Source organism: Maribacter cobaltidurans (assembly GCF_002269385.1).
Classification (GTDB): domain Bacteria; phylum Bacteroidota; class Bacteroidia; order Flavobacteriales; family Flavobacteriaceae; genus Maribacter; species Maribacter cobaltidurans.
This window is the reverse complement of sequence record NZ_CP022957.1, coordinates 1,762,411-1,776,777: the sequence shown is the minus strand read 5'-3', so window position 1 is coordinate 1,776,777 and position 14,367 is coordinate 1,762,411. Positions and strand designations below refer to the sequence as shown.

The following is a 14,367-nucleotide window of genomic DNA, read 5'->3' as shown; positions in this document are numbered from 1 at the left end:
ACAGTAGGACAAATGAATTTGGAGTTTGTACCCTCTGAAGCATTACATTTGGAGATATTGGTGGAGGTCTCAAAATCTACCTTCCGGTCTGCTTTTGAGAAACAAAATAACCCCGAGGATTTTAAGACATATTTGGATCAAGCTTTCTCCAAGAAAAGGCTGTGTGAGGAAATGGCAAACCCCAATATGCATTTTTACTTTGTTTATTTGAATGGGGAGTTAGCTGCTTACTTTAAGCTTAACTTAAACGATGCCCAAACTGATATAAAGCGTGAAGATAGCATGGAGCTGGAACGAATCTATGTATTGGACAAATTTCAGGGAAAGCAATTGGGAAAACATATTTTGAATTGGGTCAAAAGTAAGGCCAGTGAATATAAAAAGGAGTTTATTTGGCTGGGAGTCTGGGAGAAGAATGAGCATGCTATTGCATTTTATGAAAGAAATGGTTTCGGTAAATTCGGGACACATCCCTATTACATTGGTAATGATAAACAGACGGATTGGTTAATGCGGTTGGATATAGATTGATTTTTTCTAAATGATTAAAACTTTGAATATATGAAAAGGAACTTGATACTAATATTATGCTTATCCAGTTTTATGGTTGGTGCACAGGACTATTACTTTCCGGAACGGAATGCGAACTGGGAAGAAAAGGCACCAAAGACGTATAAGATAAATGAAGCGAAGCTCGATGAAGCACTGACATTTGCCATGGAGAATGAATATTCAGGTTCTCGGGATTTAAGAATAGCTATTTTAAAAGGGTTTGAAAAGGAACCTTTTCATAAAATCCTAGGTCCTACCAAAAAACGGGGCGGACCTGCGGGAATGATACTTAAAAATGGGTACATCGTGGCCCAATGGGGCGATGTAAAACGGGTGGATATGACGTTTAGTGTCACCAAAAGTTTTTTGAGTACTACAGCGGGCTTGGCGGTGGACCACGGTTTGATAAAATCCACTAAGGATAAGGCTTCGGATTATATCTGGGATGGCACTTTTGATGGGGAACATAATTCCAAAATTACCTGGGAACATTTGTTACAGCAGAATTCGGCTTGGTCTGGAGCGTTATGGGGTGGTAAGGATTGGGCGGATCGTCCACCCAGTGAAGGTGGCATAGACGATTGGAAGTTTGAAAAGCCTAAGGAACCAGGTACTTTTATGGAGTACAACGATGTGCGTGTCAATGTACTCGCTTATGCGTTGACCCATGTTTGGAGAAAACCTTTGCCACAGGTGTTAAAGGAAAACATTATGGACCGTATTGGTGCGAGTACTACTTGGAGGTGGTATGGATATGACCATGCATGGACGGAAATCGATGGGATTAACATGAAATCCGTAACGGGTGGAGGTCATTCTGGAGCAGGTCTATTTATCAACACAGAGGACATGGCCCGCTTTGGACTGTTATTCTTAAATAATGGTAAATGGAAAAATGAACAACTAATAAGTGAGAATTGGATTCGGCAGGCCATAACGCCATCTACTCCAAATGCCAATTATGGATATATGTGGTGGTTGAACCAAAAGGGAAATAGACATTGGGAAGGATTATCAGAGAACATCTATTATGCGGCTGGTTTTGGAGGTAATTTTATTGTTATAGACGAAGAAAATGACATGGTGGTAGTTACCCGGTGGTTGGAACCGAATAAAATTGGCGAGTTTATGGACAAAGTAAACGCGGCACTGAATTAAAGACCATTTAAAATATCCAAAGCTTTGGATAAGGTATCTTCTGTTTTTGCAAAACAAAACCGAAGTACTTTATCGTCCCTATGATTTACATTGAAAGAAGAAATGGGAATGCTGGCCAACTTATCTTCCAAAATCAATTTTTTTGCAAATTCCTCGTCAGCTTGCTGGGTGAGTTGCGTGTAGTCCAATAGCTGAAAATAAGTTCCTTCCGACGGCACAAACCTGAACTTTTTTGGATCTAGATTTTCTAAAAAATAATCCCGCTTTTGTTGATAAAAGGTATTGAGTTCCAAATAGTGTTTCGGTCTTTTTAAATATTCGACCAAGGCTCTCTGCACGGGATGGTCCACACAGAAAACGGCAAATTGGTGGATTTTTCTGAATTCATCCATTAATGGTTTGGGAGCGGCGCAGTATCCTATTTTCCAACCCGTAACGTGGAAGGTTTTGCCAAAGGAGGCACAGACAAAACTTCGTTCAGCCAAGTCTGTAAACCTAGAAACGCTTTGATGTTCCTTTCCATCAAAAACAATATGTTCGTAGACCTCGTCGCTCAATACCAATATATTGGTAGGTCTTACTATTTCCTGTAACCGAAGTAAATCTTCCTCCTTAAGGATTTTCCCACTGGGATTATGGGGCGTATTAATAACTATCATCCGTGTTTTAGGTGTAATCTTTCTCTTAAAAAGATTCCAATCAATAGCATACCCATCCTTGCTCATTTGTATGAGCACAGGGATACCCCCGTTAGCTTCAATTGCAGGTTCATAACAGTCATATGCAGGCTTAAAAACGATTACCTCGTCACCTGGATGCACAAAGGTGGATATGGCGGTAAAGATGGCCTGGGTAGCGCCAACGGTAACTGTGATTTCGGTTTCCGGATGATATTGATGACCATGCAACGCTTCAATTTTTTCTGAAATAATCTCCCTTAAACCATAATATCCCTGCATTGGGGCATATTGGTTATGGCCCATAACCATAGCTTGGTTGACCAAGGAAATAAGCTTAGCATCCGCCTCAAAATTTGGAAAGCCTTGGGACAGGTCAATTGCCCCATGCTTTCTGGCCAAGTTTCCAACCGTAGTAAAAATAGTAGTTTTTACATGGGGAAGCTTGGATTCAAATACATTATTAGAAATCATCTTTATAAAAATAGAAATAAAAAAGCCCGGGTACTAACCCAAGCTTTAATAAACAACTAAACTAAAAATTAAGCATGTTGCTCTTTATGTTTCCCTTCCTTAATTTCCTCGATTAACTTGGAGTTAAAGGCTGGTAAGTCATTAGGATTTCTACTGGTTACAAAACCATCATCCACAACAACTTCTTTATCCACCCATTTTGCTCCTGCGTTGATTAAATCGTCCTTAATTGAGTGGAAGGAGGTCAAGGTTCTACCTTTTACCACGTCAGCACTAATAAGTAACTGAGGGGCGTGGCAAATGGCCGCTACAGGCCTTTTCATTTTAAAGAAATCCCTAACAAATATCAAGGCATCTTCGTTTCTCCTCAAAGTATCAGGGTTTATTACGCCGCCTGGCAGCATCAAGGCATTATATTCGTCTGCCTTTACGTCATTCAGGTTTCTATCAACTTTGTAACTGTTAGACCAGTTACCATTTGCCCAACCTTTGATTTCTCCATTTTCAGGACTTACGATATCTACTTTAAAACCTTCTTTCTCCATAGCTTCTTTTGGAGATTTTAATTCACTTTCTTCAAATCCATTTGTTGCTAAAATTGCAATCCTCTTCATTATATTTTAATTTTTAGGTTAAACTTTATTTCACTACTTAATATAAGGAAATAAAGGCTAAATATCCGTTAATGCCTTATTAAATAGGGGGGTTCAAAGGTTAAGCTTGTCTTAACGGAACTTATTTTAATTTCGGTCATCGACCTTGTTCAAATGGTTAAGAACCAATTGCAGACATTTTTCCAGTTCTTTTTTTACTTCACTTTCCCAGAACCTGAAGATGGTATAACCTAATTGCTCCAATGCTTCGTTCACTTCTTCGTCGCGCTGCATGTTACGTTCAATTTTTGCAATCCAAAATTCACGGTTGGTCTGGATTTTTGGCTTTCTGTCTTCCCAATTGTAACCATGCCAATATTCCCCATCGATAAAGATGACCGTTTTGTATTTGTTCAAGGCGATATCTGGCTTTCCTATCAATTTTTTATAATCTACCCGATACCTGTATCCGGCAGCATATAAAGCTCTTCTGAACGCCATTTCTGGCTTGGTGTTTTTGCCACGTATTTTGCTCATGATCTTCGATCGTTGAGGCGTGGTATAAAAACCAGACTCCTCATTAAATCTTGGGACCTTAATACGTTCTTCGGAATATTTTTTGGACATCCCTTAAAAATAAAAAATCCCATTTCATTCGAAATGGGATTTAAACATATTTTATGACTTTATAATTAGTCCTTGATATTCGCAAAAAGGTATTCTCTGTTCATACGTGCAATATTCTCCAAGGAAATTCCTTTAGGGCATTCTACCTCGCATGCACCTGTATTGGTACAGTTACCAAATCCTTCCAAATCCATTTGGGCCACCATATTTTTAACCCTATCAACAGCTTCAATACGCCCTTGGGGCAATAATGCATATTGTGAGACTTTGGCACCTACGAACAACATAGCTGATGCATTTTTACAACTTGCAACACAAGCACCACAACCAATACAGGTAGCCGCGTCCATGGCCTCATCGGCAGCATGTTTTGAAATAGGAATAGCATTGGCATCCTGGGTATTACCGGATGTGTTTACCGAAATATAACCTCCGGCATGCTGTATACGGTCAAAAGAACTACGGTCCACAACCAAATCCTTGATTACGGGAAATGCCTTTGCCCTAAAGGGTTCAATGGTTATGACATCACCATCCTTGAACATGCGCATGTGCAATTGGCAGGTAGTAACACCTCTATCGGGGCCATGGGCCTCGCCATTGATGAACATGGAACAGGAACCGCATATACCCTCACGGCAGTCATGATCAAAGGCTACAGGCTCTTTTCCCTCGTTGATCAACTGTTCGTTAAGGACATCCATCATTTCTAGGAAGGACATGTGTTCGGATATATCGGAAACTTTATAATCGACCATAGAACCTTTATCCTTTGGTCCTTTTTGTCTCCAAATTTTTAATGTTAGATTCATAATAATTTCGTTTTGGTTGTTCGTTGTTCGTTGCTGGCTCAAATACACCAACAACTAGCAACCATCAACTACTTGTAACTTCTTTGTTTTAATTCTATTTCCTTGAACTCTAGCTGCTCTTTGTGCAAAATCGCTTCCGAAGGCTCACCTTTGTATTCCCAAGCGGAAACAAATGCGTATTCTGCGTCATTTCTTTTTGCTTCGCCTTTTTGTTCCCCGTCCTCTTCAACGGATTCTTCCCTAAAGTGACCACCACAGGATTCTTCACGTACTAAGGCATCTTTTGCGAACAATTCTCCCAATTCTAAGAAGTCGGCCACACGTCCAGCTTTTTCCAACTCACTGTTTAATTCATCAGCAGATCCGGGAACGCTTACATTCTTATAAAAATCCTCACGTAGCGCCTTGATTTCTTCTGCAGCTTCTTTTAGGCCTTCTGCATTTCTGGACATACCACACTTGTTCCACATGATATTCCCAAGTTTTTTGTGATAGTAGTCAACGGAATGGGTTCCCTTATTATTGATGAAGAAATCAATACGGTCCTTGACGGATTTTTCCGCTTCTTCAAACTCGGGTGTATCGGTAGGTATTTTTCCCGTTCTAATTTCATGGGATAGATAATCCCCTATGGTATAGGGTAGCACAAAATATCCATCGGCCAAACCTTGCATCAGAGCAGAAGCCCCCAATCGGTTAGCTCCATGGTCCGAGAAATTGGCCTCTCCAATCGCATAACATCCGGGAATGGTCGTCATCAGATTATAATCTACCCAAATGCCGCCCATAGTATAGTGTACCGCTGGATAAATCATCATAGGGGTTTCATAAGGGTTCTCGTCAACGATTTTCTCGTACATTTGGAATAGGTTACCATACTTGGCCTCTACAATTCCCTTTCCAAGTTCATAAATTTTTGCATCGCTAGGATTGCTGATACCATGTATTTTAGCCTGCTCCTTACCGTAACGGGAAATGGCCGAAGCAAAATCAAGATATACGGCCTCACCGGTAGCATTTACACCATATCCGGCATCACATCTTTCCTTGGCGGCCCTGGAAGCTACGTCCCTGGGCACTAGGTTACCAAAGGCCGGATAGCGTCTTTCTAGATAGTAATCCCTTTCGTCTTCGCTAAGATCCGTTGGTTTTTTACGTCCTTCACGAATGGCCTTTACATCTTCAATATTTTTGGGCACCCATATTCTACCGTCGTTTCTTAGCGACTCTGACATCAATGTCAATTTGGATTGATAATCCCCGGAACGTGGAATACAAGTGGGGTGAATTTGAGTATAACATGGATTGGCAAAGAAGGCCCCCTTTTTATGAATTTTCCATGCCGCGGTGGCATTGGACCCCATAGCATTAGTGGAAAGGAAATAAACATTTCCATATCCACCAGAAGCAATTACGACTGCATGTGCCGAATGTCTTTCTAGTTTTCCCGTGACCAAATCCCTTGCAATAATACCTCGTGCCTTTCCATCAACCTTAACCACATCCAACATTTCATGTCGGTTAAATGGTGTAATCTTACCTCTTGCAATCTGTCTATTCATTGCTGAATAAGCCCCAAGCAAAAGCTGTTGCCCGGTTTGCCCCTTTGCATAAAAGGTCCTGGAAACCAAAACCCCACCAAAGGAACGGTTGTCCAAAAGACCACCATAATCACGGGCAAAAGGAACACCTTGTGCCACACATTGGTCAATGATATTGGCAGACACTTCTGCCAAACGATATACATTGGCCTCCCTAGAGCGGTAATCACCCCCTTTGATAGTATCGTAGAACAACCTGTAAACAGAATCACCATCACCTTGGTAATTCTTGGCCGCATTGATACCACCCTGTGCTGCAATGGAATGCGCCCTTCGAGGTGAGTCTTGATAACAAAACGTCTTTACATTATATCCCAATTCTGCTAAGGTAGCAGCTGCGGAACCACCGGCAAGTCCCGTGCCTACAACAATAACATCTATATTACGTTTGTTGGCCGGGTTAACTAAATTGATATGGTCCTTATAATCGGTCCACTTCGTTTTCAATGGACCCTTAGGTACTTTTGAGTCTAATACAGACATAAGTATTTGGTATTATTAATGATTAAAAATGATGATAAAGAGCAATAATTATAAATCCTAAAGGCAAGAGGATTGCATATGCCTTACCAAAAGTTTGTAGCTTTTCCTTTCTCATAGAACTTGCACCTACCGACTGAAATGCAGAACTGAAACCATGCATTAAGTGTAGGGACAGAAACACAAATGCAATAACATAGGCGCCGACACGTAGTGGGCTAACAAATTTATGTGTTAACTCCTCATAATAGCGATAATCTCCGTCAGGCAATAAACCTGACATGTCACCCTGAATATATTTCGTGTTGATTTCTGGAATCCAGAAATCGATAAAATGTAAAATCAAAAAAGCCAAAATGGCCAGACCACTGTAAATCATATTCCTACTCATCCAAGAGGAGTTGGCACCACCATTGTTTCTTGCATATGATTTTACCCTCGCACTTCTATTTTTGGCCTCTAAGATGAAACCCATTACAAAGTGATAAACAACACCAAAGATCAGAATAGGCTGTAAAATATATTGTACTGCCCAGAAAGTCCCCATAAAATGAGAGGCCTCGTTAAAGGCTTCTGGACTAAAGACCGATAGAATGTTAATGGCAAAGTGTTGAAGTAGGAAAATCATTAAAAAAAAGGCCGAAAGTGCCATTGCATACTTTCTGCCAATCGAAGATTTAAAAAATCCGCTCATTAGTTGATTATTTTATTTACAAATTTACAGCACAAGGGAGTTATTAACAAGTTTTCAAGAACCTAAGTGTGCTTATTTAGACCCATTTTAAGAAGGCCTATTTATCTGTTTAAGATCAATCTTAAAAAACTATCATTATACGCATTTTTCTTAAACATAATATGTCCGTATCTAATCAAGATTCCTTGTAATTATCCTTTTCCTGATGGGTTAAAATGAGATATATTACGAAATACTCTAGGAATTGTGTAAAAGGTCTCAATTAAAAAAACTCAGGAAAAGAAATGGACTTTTGGCACAATGGATATAATTATTTTTAATCATTTAACATGATTGGAAAACTTTTCTTTTCCCTGATTGTTAATTTTTTCCATGGACCAAGTGATTGCCGCTTCAAGATCAGTAAATTGTCTTAGAGACTCCTTAAAGAACATTCGTTCCAAAACGATACTGGCAAAGCTACCTTGGGTGGCACCTACTACACTGTAGTATGCTAACTGATGTCTGTTTTTGTAGAACTTTAGCCATTCCGTCGGTACCACGGTATAACTATTTATCCGATTTGAAATGTATGCGATAGGCTTATTTTCCCCAAAAATTTCCTTGGCGGCATTAATTGCTTTGGAAGCCATATTCCAGTCAAAAACGATGCCTTCCTTCATTTCGGAGATAACCAATCCGTCAAAAAAATAAAATACGCCAAACTCAAATTCCCTGACTTCCACTATATTTTTAAAGAAGGGAATGTCCTTTACACGCTTCATAAGGTTATTTTTCAAAAGGGAACATAAATATAATGCTTATTTCGGCTTTTAACGGTTTAGCAACATATGATAAGAATTTTACACACTTCGGCGGATTTGATGAAGAAAAGGCTTTTAACCAAGATTTATTTCTCCATACTTTTAAGTTGTATTTCCAAGGCTTTCGTAGAAAGCTGAACCTCGATAAAGGACAGAATCAACGAAATCATTAGGGCCAGCAAGCTAACGCCAAAAACAAGATTGGCCCAAAACGATAACTGGACATAAATCAAGGACATGGTAATTACGGCAAGCAAAAAGCTGAAAATTGCCGTCGCCTGCATGTTTTTTATGATCGTCAAACGTTTTCGTAATTTTTGAACTTGTAACCCTACTGATTTTGAACCTGTTTCCTCAAATTTTTGATGAAGCTGCCTAATTAATGCGGCTATGGCCAGATATCTGGCGTTGTAGGCCAACATCGTCAGGGAAATGGCCGGAAACAGCAATGCGGGAATTCCTAGGGTTAGTTCCATTTTGTACGCACTATTTTTTTATTCAATTATAAAGGTGCTTTTTTCTGTTTTTCCATTCCCTGAAATTTCTACCTCATACGTTCCTTTGGGCAAATAAGTTTTACCGTCTTTAGCCTCTTCCAGCTTGGTTTTATGTTTTTGTAAATAATTGTTTTTTCCGTCTTTGGAAAAGGCCACATCAAAAGAGAGGATATTAATTCCTTTGTCCGCATTTGTTTCGGTTTGGCTTACAACAATACCATCTTCAGAAAGTACCTTGGCTTTAATCATACCAGGTGTTGAAGCATAGAATACAATATCAAGTCCGGGTGTATTGGGTTTTTGCCATTCGCTTCGTGCATTGCCCCATCGGTTTGAATATTCTATGTTTTCAAGGGGAAATACGTGTATTTTTTGATTCAGAATATCTGGGGTCATGGACTGCAATGGTGCGATACCCGCTTTATAGATTCCCCTTCCATGCGTTGCCACAACCAATTCCTGTGCTTCGGGCTGTATCACAAGGTCATGTACGGCTACATTGGGCATGCCGTTTTGAAAAGCTTCCCAAGTCTTTCCTTGGTTCAACGAGGCATACAAGCCATTATCCGTACCTACAAAAAGTAAATTTTCATTTGCGGTATCCTCAATAATTACATTAACCGGAGCGTCGGGTATGTTGGCAGTAATGGATTGCCAAGACTTCCCATAATCTTCGCTCTTAAATATATAGCTGGTAAAATCGTCGTAGCGGTAACCGCTGAGAGCGGCGTATACCCGTTCCTTTTTATGCTGGGATGCCACTACTTGAGCCACCCAAAGGGGGTGCCCCATATTTGTGCTGATCGTACCGGAAATCGAGTTAAGGTTGATGTTCTGTCCAATATCCTCCCAAGTACTACCTCCATTTTTGGATACTTGTATATGTCCATCATCCGTACCTGCATAAAGTAGCCCAAATTGAAAGGGTGATTCTGAGATGGTCGTAATAGTTCCATAAGGTACATTTCCCTTTTTTCCACCAGAGGTCAGGTCGGGGGAGATGGGTTCCCAAGTATCGCCTTGGTCCATGGACCGCATAAATTTGTTGGTCCCAAAATACAAGATGTCCTGATTATGACTTGATAGTAGAATTGGGGACTCCCAATTGAACCTATAGGGCGATTCCCCCAAACTGTGGGCGGGCCTGATGAAGGTACGTGTGTCTTTCCCAAGGTCTAATCGGGAATAATACCCAAATTGTGAGCCCGTATACACGATTTGTGGGTTTCTACGGTCTATTTGTATCTGCATTCCGTCCCCACCGGCAATTCCCTTCCAGGGATTATGACCGGTTTGTTGCCATTCAAAGTCGGTCTCAGAATTGTTTGGGCCCATCCAAACGCCATTGTCCTGAAGACCTCCATATACGTTGTAGGGTTCTTGATGATCAATGTTTACCGCAAAAAAGGTTCCCACGGATTCGGAATTTTGCTTTGTCCAGTTTGCCCCATCATCATAGGAAATATTTAAACCGCCATCATTGCCGTTGATGAGGTGCCCGGGCCGCTTCGGGTTCACCCAAAGCGAATGATGGTCCACATGTACATTTTCCTTTTGGATAGAGGTATAGGTTTTCCCTGCATCATCGGATTTGATAATGGGAACGCCTAGAAGATAGATTTTATCCTTATTGCTAGCGTCCACTCGCACTTGGGCAAATACATAACCATAACTATAAAACAAATTATCAATGTAATCTTCGTTCTGTTTTGTCCAAGTTTGACCTCCGTCATCGCTGCGATATACCTCGGCCCCGATAACTGGCGTTTCCGGCTCATCTGAATCCCCTTCTCCAAGATATCGGGCCACATCGGAAGGTTGTATCTCTTTTTTTATGACCATTTCCTTAATGGTTTCTGCCGTATATTTTTTGGGAAAGCGGTTCTTTTTTAAAAAGGAATCCAATTCGGAATTTCTCAGTTCCTGAAACTCGGATAAGGTCATAGCCATGAAGTCATTTCTGGTAAGGCCAGAGGGTTTATCTTCTTCTTTTGTGGTTTTTGGGCGTCTAAACTGATTGTCATGGACGGCATATACCGTTTGTTCATCGAATACGGCAAACCCTATTCTACCAACACCTTCTCCTGTTGGAAACCCACTTCCCGGCTCCGCAATTTTTTTCCATGAACTACCGCCGTCCGTACTTTTATAGATGCCCGATGCGTTTCCGCTACCTGTAAAATCCCATGCCTTTCTATCCTTTTCCCACGCTGCCGCATACTGTATCGAGAAATTGTTGGGCGCATGGGCTACATCAATGATTCCCGTGGTATTGTTGATGTAAAGGGTCTTTTCCCACGTTCTTCCGCCATCAGTGGTTTTATACATGCCCCGTTCTTCATTGGGGGAGTAGAGATGGCCCGTAACCCCTACCACAACTTCATTTGGATTGTTGGGATGTACAAGAATGCGACCAAAATGATGTGCGTCGGCAAGACCCATGTTTTCCCATGTTTTCCCATTGTTGGTCGTTTTTAGTATGCCAATACCAGCATAGGATGAACGGGAGGAAATGTTCTCTCCAGTACCCACCCAAATAGTCCTGGAAGGCCAGTGGATACCAATATCCCCTACATTAATGCTTGGCGCGTTATCCATAATCGGGGTGAAGGTGGTGCCATTGTTCTTGGTATGCCAAACTCCACCCGAGGCATAGCCTACATAAAATTCGGTGGGATCATCTGGATTGACTTCTAAATCGGCCACCCTACCGCTCATGACCGTAGGTCCGATGTTCGTTAGGGGAATATGCTTAAAAAGCGATTGTTCCCTAAGGGCTGCCTTGGTGGTTAAATTAAGGGTCAATTCCTTCGATGTAGTAGGTTGTACCTGTGCCATGCCTAGGCCTATGGTACATAAGGTGATAACGAAAAAAAGTCTCATAGTAAAAAGCTCACATTATAGCATGGAAGGTAGGAATAAGTTTAGGGTAAGGCAAAAAAATCTCTTGGCAAAAGCCATTGTAATAGAGGTCCCTAAAACTAAAAGGGCGCGGCAATAATTGATCTCCCTCTTTTTTGTAGTTTTAGGATTGAAAATATAACGAATGAAACATCCTTGACGAATTATCTTGGATGTTCCATGTGACCTTTGAAGAACCATAATTAGAACATATGAAAAATAGTATCCTGGTTTTTGCCTTTTGTCTTGTTCTTTCTGCCTGCTCATCCCTAAAAAAGTATGATGTAGGCCAAATTGTAACGCCCAAGGGTGAAATTTTGGTATGGCTGTATGATGAGACACCCAATCATAAGAAAAGCTTTATTCAATTGGCGAATGCCGGGTATTGGGACAGTCTCACTTTCAATAGGGTCATTCCCAATTTTGTGGCACAGGCAGGTTGCCCGGATACACCGGAAGGCTTCAATGATCCTGAATATCTGTTAGCGCCGGAATTCAATGAAAAACTGAAACATAGGTACGGTGCCTTTGGTGCTGGGAGGGATGGAAATCCGGATAAACTATCGGCACGTTGCCAATTCTATATTGTACAGAACAAGCAAGGCGAACATCGCTTGGATGGTGACTATACGGTGTACGGCAAGGTAATCAAGGGCATGCCGGTGGTAGATGCCATGGTCAATGTGCTCACAGACAGTTTGGACGAACCCTTAATACCCATTACCATGGACGTTAATATTTTAAAGATGAGCGCCAAAGACCTTAAGAAGTTTGCCATTGATTTGGATTAACGTGCGTCAAGTTCTGCCAAGTAGTTTTGGGTTTTTTCTTTCACTTTTTGTTGGGCTACTTTAATCCTATGTTGCAATTCCTCCGTGGGTACGGGTTCCAAATCTGTTATAGACTGTAAGGCTTTTAAGTACCAATCCTCCCAAGCGGCAAGTATTGGTTTTTCCTCCGCGGGATGTACACTTTTTATGCTCAGCTCAAATTCTGATTCCAAACGTTCCAAGGCCGCTTTTTCAACGATATCTAGAACATTTTGGGCTGTATCGGTATTGGCATTGACCAGATAAAGTCCGCTGGCCAAAGCGGCCGTCCCCACATTTTTTAAAGTCTCTTGGGAGACTTTGTCAATCCTGTCATTATCGGTATGATAGAACTGATCCGTAAAATGCCATAAAAGTAGTCCGGGGATATCCGCTTTTAAAAAGGGTGTATGGTCGCTTCCTCCCTCAAAGGGATTGGTGTTCACCTCCCAATTCGCATATTCCCCTTGCTTTTTAAAATTGTGGATGATGAAATCATTGAAATAATGGGGTCTCATATCCTCCAGAGAGAGGACCTTTCCGCCCCATTCTGTATGCTTGTCTTGTCCACGGGTCCAAATGGCACTGGGATCAGGCATTTTTTCTATTAAAAAGGAACCTCCTGTGATATCGGTATTCTCACCCACCATATCCAGACTGATGCCCCATTTTATGCCTCTGGCCCTGTCTTTATCCTCTTGTATGTACCTATGGGTCGAAGAGATTTCATCACCCCATAAAAAGGTCAAGGTTCGGTCCGCTTCTACTTTGTTTTTCTTGACCAAACCAGCAACTACCGTTGCCATTTCCAATTGTGTACCGACTCCACTAGCATTATCATTTGCCCCGGGTTCTTGAATATGGGCACTAAAGACCAATCTTTCCTGAGGGTTTTTTGAGCCTTTTATATTCGCCACTACTGTAAGTTCATCCGCGTTGTAGATCTTTGTTTGAATATTCACGGTCACCTTTGTTCTTCCTTTTTTTAAGGCTTCCCGTAGTCTTTCCTTGGCTTCGAAGGATAGGGCAACACCCCAAAATTTGGTATCGGTTTGTGATGGTAGGCTTCTAAATTGAATGGAAGTGACATTTTTTTCGGGTTGTAGATAATCCGGATTATCATAGGACAGGACACCCAAAACATCGTTTTCCAAAAGTTGTTTGTAAATACTTCTGATACCCGACTCCATAAAGACGACTTTATCTTTTAAGTCCATCGAAGGGAGGTCATCCTCCGGTTTTATATAAATGACCTCCGCCGTAATACCTCCTTTAGGAGTGGAAACGGAGTTGAGGTAGGTCATATTCCTGTTTTTGGAAGAGACCAAAAGCGGCGTACTTTCCCCAAAGATATCCAATTGTGCCGAAACAGGTTCCCAAGTGGGCCTATCCATGGGTCTGGATTCTATGCGATAGGTGAGTCGGTCCGCAGATTTGGCTTCGGATTCTAAAACGTAGCCGGCTTTTTTCAGTTCGGTAGCAATCCAATCAACACTTTTATTGAAACCTGTATTTCCGGGAACCCGCCAATATTGGGCAACAAACTCGGTCGTGTTATAGGCCAAAGTTCCATCAAATGCCGGACGGACAAGTTTAAAGTAAGGGTTACTCTCTTTGGAATTTTGGCCGTAGAAAACCATGGACACGGCTAAAAAAATCCATATCACTATAAACTTTGTCCATTTATAT

At 41.3% G+C, this 14,367-nt stretch carries 13 protein-coding genes; 3 read left to right on the top strand and 10 right to left on the bottom strand.

Features of this window, described 5'->3' with window-relative positions; genetic code table 11:
* Window positions 1-12 precede the first annotated feature (12 nt).
* Together CJ263_RS07765 and CJ263_RS07760 are read left to right on the top strand one after the other, a co-directional pair.
* Window positions 13-531, top strand: a complete 519-nt coding sequence (locus tag CJ263_RS07765; RefSeq protein ID WP_094996749.1) for a GNAT family N-acetyltransferase — start codon at window positions 13-15, stop codon at window positions 529-531.
* A 30-nt stretch (window positions 532-561) separates the two neighbouring features.
* Window positions 562-1,710: a serine hydrolase domain-containing protein gene (locus CJ263_RS07760; protein WP_094996748.1), complete on the top strand. Its 1,149-nt coding sequence runs from the start codon at window positions 562-564 to the stop codon at window positions 1,708-1,710.
* On the opposite strand, the gene CJ263_RS07755 is transcribed toward CJ263_RS07760, so the two are convergent.
* The 9 genes from CJ263_RS07755 to CJ263_RS07715 all read right to left on the bottom strand — a co-directional run bounded on the left by CJ263_RS07755 (window position 1,707) and on the right by CJ263_RS07715 (window position 11,851).
* Window positions 1,707-2,861, bottom strand: a complete 1,155-nt coding sequence (locus tag CJ263_RS07755) for a methionine aminotransferase (protein WP_094996747.1) — start codon at window positions 2,859-2,861, stop codon at window positions 1,707-1,709. The genes CJ263_RS07760 and CJ263_RS07755 overlap by 4 nt on opposite strands.
* A 68-nt stretch (window positions 2,862-2,929) precedes the next feature.
* Window positions 2,930-3,475, bottom strand: coding sequence for a type 1 glutamine amidotransferase domain-containing protein (locus CJ263_RS07750; RefSeq protein ID WP_094996746.1), 546 nt, complete (start codon window positions 3,473-3,475; stop codon window positions 2,930-2,932).
* A 126-nt stretch (window positions 3,476-3,601) separates the two neighbouring features.
* On the bottom strand, window positions 3,602-3,991 hold the full coding sequence (locus CJ263_RS07745; protein WP_229702385.1) for a very short patch repair endonuclease: 390 nt from the start codon (window positions 3,989-3,991) through the stop codon (window positions 3,602-3,604).
* Between the two features lie 155 nt (window positions 3,992-4,146).
* The gene (locus tag CJ263_RS07740) at window positions 4,147-4,893 is read right to left on the bottom strand and encodes a succinate dehydrogenase/fumarate reductase iron-sulfur subunit (protein WP_094999156.1); all 747 of its coding nucleotides are present in this window, start codon (window positions 4,891-4,893) and stop codon (window positions 4,147-4,149) included.
* A 68-nt stretch (window positions 4,894-4,961) separates the two neighbouring features.
* Window positions 4,962-6,977 carry a fumarate reductase/succinate dehydrogenase flavoprotein subunit gene (locus tag CJ263_RS07735; protein ID WP_094996744.1) on the bottom strand — a complete coding sequence of 672 codons (2,016 nt, stop codon included), beginning with the start codon at window positions 6,975-6,977 and terminating at the stop codon, window positions 4,962-4,964.
* Between the two features lie 22 nt (window positions 6,978-6,999).
* On the bottom strand, window positions 7,000-7,668 hold the full coding sequence (locus CJ263_RS07730) for a succinate dehydrogenase cytochrome b subunit (protein ID WP_094996743.1): 669 nt from the start codon (window positions 7,666-7,668) through the stop codon (window positions 7,000-7,002).
* Between the two features lie 320 nt (window positions 7,669-7,988).
* Complete coding sequence (locus CJ263_RS07725; RefSeq protein ID WP_094996742.1) at window positions 7,989-8,432, bottom strand: hypothetical protein; 444 nt, start codon at window positions 8,430-8,432, stop codon at window positions 7,989-7,991.
* Between the two features lie 125 nt (window positions 8,433-8,557).
* On the bottom strand, window positions 8,558-8,947 hold the full coding sequence (locus tag CJ263_RS07720) for a DUF2721 domain-containing protein (RefSeq protein WP_094996741.1): 390 nt from the start codon (window positions 8,945-8,947) through the stop codon (window positions 8,558-8,560).
* A gap of 18 nt (window positions 8,948-8,965) precedes the next feature.
* Window positions 8,966-11,851, bottom strand: a complete 2,886-nt coding sequence (locus CJ263_RS07715) for a beta propeller repeat protein (RefSeq protein WP_094996740.1) — start codon at window positions 11,849-11,851, stop codon at window positions 8,966-8,968.
* 230 nt (window positions 11,852-12,081) lie between these two features.
* Here CJ263_RS07715 and CJ263_RS07710 point away from each other — a divergent pair, with 230 nt between their 5' ends.
* On the top strand, window positions 12,082-12,660 hold the full coding sequence (locus tag CJ263_RS07710; protein ID WP_094996739.1) for a peptidylprolyl isomerase: 579 nt from the start codon (window positions 12,082-12,084) through the stop codon (window positions 12,658-12,660).
* On the opposite strand, the gene CJ263_RS07705 is transcribed toward CJ263_RS07710, so the two are convergent.
* On the bottom strand, window positions 12,657-14,345 hold the full coding sequence (locus CJ263_RS07705) for a M28 family peptidase (RefSeq protein ID WP_199768164.1): 1,689 nt from the start codon (window positions 14,343-14,345) through the stop codon (window positions 12,657-12,659). The genes CJ263_RS07710 and CJ263_RS07705 overlap by 4 nt on opposite strands.
* Window positions 14,346-14,367 lie beyond the last annotated feature (22 nt).